This window comes from Nonomuraea sp. NPDC023979 (assembly GCF_040639085.1).
GTDB classification, from domain to species: Bacteria; Actinomycetota; Actinomycetes; order Streptosporangiales; family Streptosporangiaceae; genus Nonomuraea; species Nonomuraea ceibae.
The window spans coordinates 1-1719 of the sequence record NZ_JBEZZG010000081.1; the positions used below are offsets into that span (position 1 = coordinate 1).

At 67.0% G+C, this 1719-nt stretch carries 1 protein-coding gene; it reads right to left on the minus strand.

Features of this window, described 5'->3' with window-relative positions:
- On the minus strand, window positions 1-1719 hold a 1719-nt coding region (rpoB, locus tag AB0G11_RS48880; protein ID WP_357594161.1), incomplete at both ends, for a DNA-directed RNA polymerase subunit beta.

Genomic DNA, 1719 nt, shown 5'->3' on the forward strand with positions numbered 1-1719 from the left:
CTCGTCGAGGTCGGCCAGGACCTCTTCGGAGACGTTCGGGATGTCGCGGGTGATCTCCTCCGGGCCCAGCTTGGTGTCACGGGCGTCGACCTCGTGCTCCTCGATGTGGATCGAGGAGAGGACGTCGTCCTGGACCAGCCGCTGGGACAGGATGATCGCGTCTTCGTAGTTGTGGCCCTCCCACGGCATGAACGCCACGAGGAGGTTCTTGCCCAGCGCCATCTCGCCCTTGTCGGTGCAGGGACCGTCGGCGATGACCTGGTTGACCTCGATGCGGTCGCCCTCGGCCACGATGGGCTTCTGGTTGAACGAGGTGCCCTGGTTGGAGCGCTTGAACTTGGCCACGCGGTAGGTCGTCCGGGTGCCGTCGTCGTTCATGACCGTGACGTAGTCGGCGGAGACCTCCTCGACCACGCCGGCCTTCTCGGCGCTGATGACGTCACCGGCGTCGGTCGCGGCACGGTATTCCATGCCGGTGCCGACCAGCGGCGCCTCGCTCTTGAGGAGCGGCACCGACTGGCGCTGCATGTTGGAGCCCATGAGCGCGCGGTTGGCGTCGTCGTGCTCGAGGAAGGGGATCATCGCGGTGGCGACCGACACCATCTGGCGCGGCGACACGTCGATGTAGTCGACTTCCTCGGCGCGGGCGAGCTCGGTCTCGCCGCCCTTGGTGCGGACCAGGACGCGGGACTCGGCGAACGACCCGTCGGGGTTGAGCACCGTGTTGGCCTGCGCCTTGACGAAGCGGTCCTCCTCGTCGGCCGTCAGGTAGTCGATCTGGTCGGTGACCTTGCCGTCGACGACCTTGCGGTAAGGAGTCTCCACGAAGCCGAAGGCGTTGATCCGGCCGTAGGAGGCCAGCGAGCCGATGAGGCCGATGTTGGGGCCTTCAGGGGTCTCGATCGGGCACATCCGGCCGTAGTGGGACGGGTGCACGTCTCGGACCTCGAAGCCGGCCCGCTCACGCGACAGACCACCGGGGCCCAGCGCGGACAGACGCCGCTTGTGCGTCAGGCCGGCCAGCGGGTTGGTCTGGTCCATGAACTGCGACAGCTGCGAGGTGCCGAAGAACTCCCGGATCGACGCGACGACCGGGCGGATGTTGATCAGGGTCTGCGGCGTGATCGCCTCGACGTCCTGCGTCGTCATGCGCTCGCGCACGACGCGCTCCATCCGGGCCAGGCCCAGGCGGACCTGGTTCTGGATCAGCTCGCCGACGCTGCGCAGGCGGCGGTTGCCGAAGTGGTCGATGTCGTCGGTCTCGACGATCACCGTGTCGATCGGCGCGCCCTCGGCGGCCGGCATCGTCTCCTCGCCCGCGTGGAGGCGGACGATGTACTCGATCGTGGCGACGATGTCCTCTTCGGTCAGCGTGCCCTGCGTGATCTCCGCACCGACCCCGAGCTTCTTGTTGATCTTGTAGCGGCCGACCTTGGCCAGATCGTAACGCTTGGGGTTGAAGTACAGGTTCTCCAGCAGGGTCTGCGCCGACTCCTTGGTCGGCGGCTCACCCGGCCGCAGCTTGCGGTAGATGTCGAGCAGCGCGTCGTCCTGACCGGCCGTGTGGTCCTTCTCCAGCGTGGCCCGCATCGACTCGTACTGCCCGAACCGCTCGAGAATCTGCTCGCTGGTCCATCCCAGCGCCTTGAGAAGCACGGTGACGGCCTGCTTGCGCTTACGGTCGATGCGCACACCGACGCTGTCACGCTTGTCGATCTC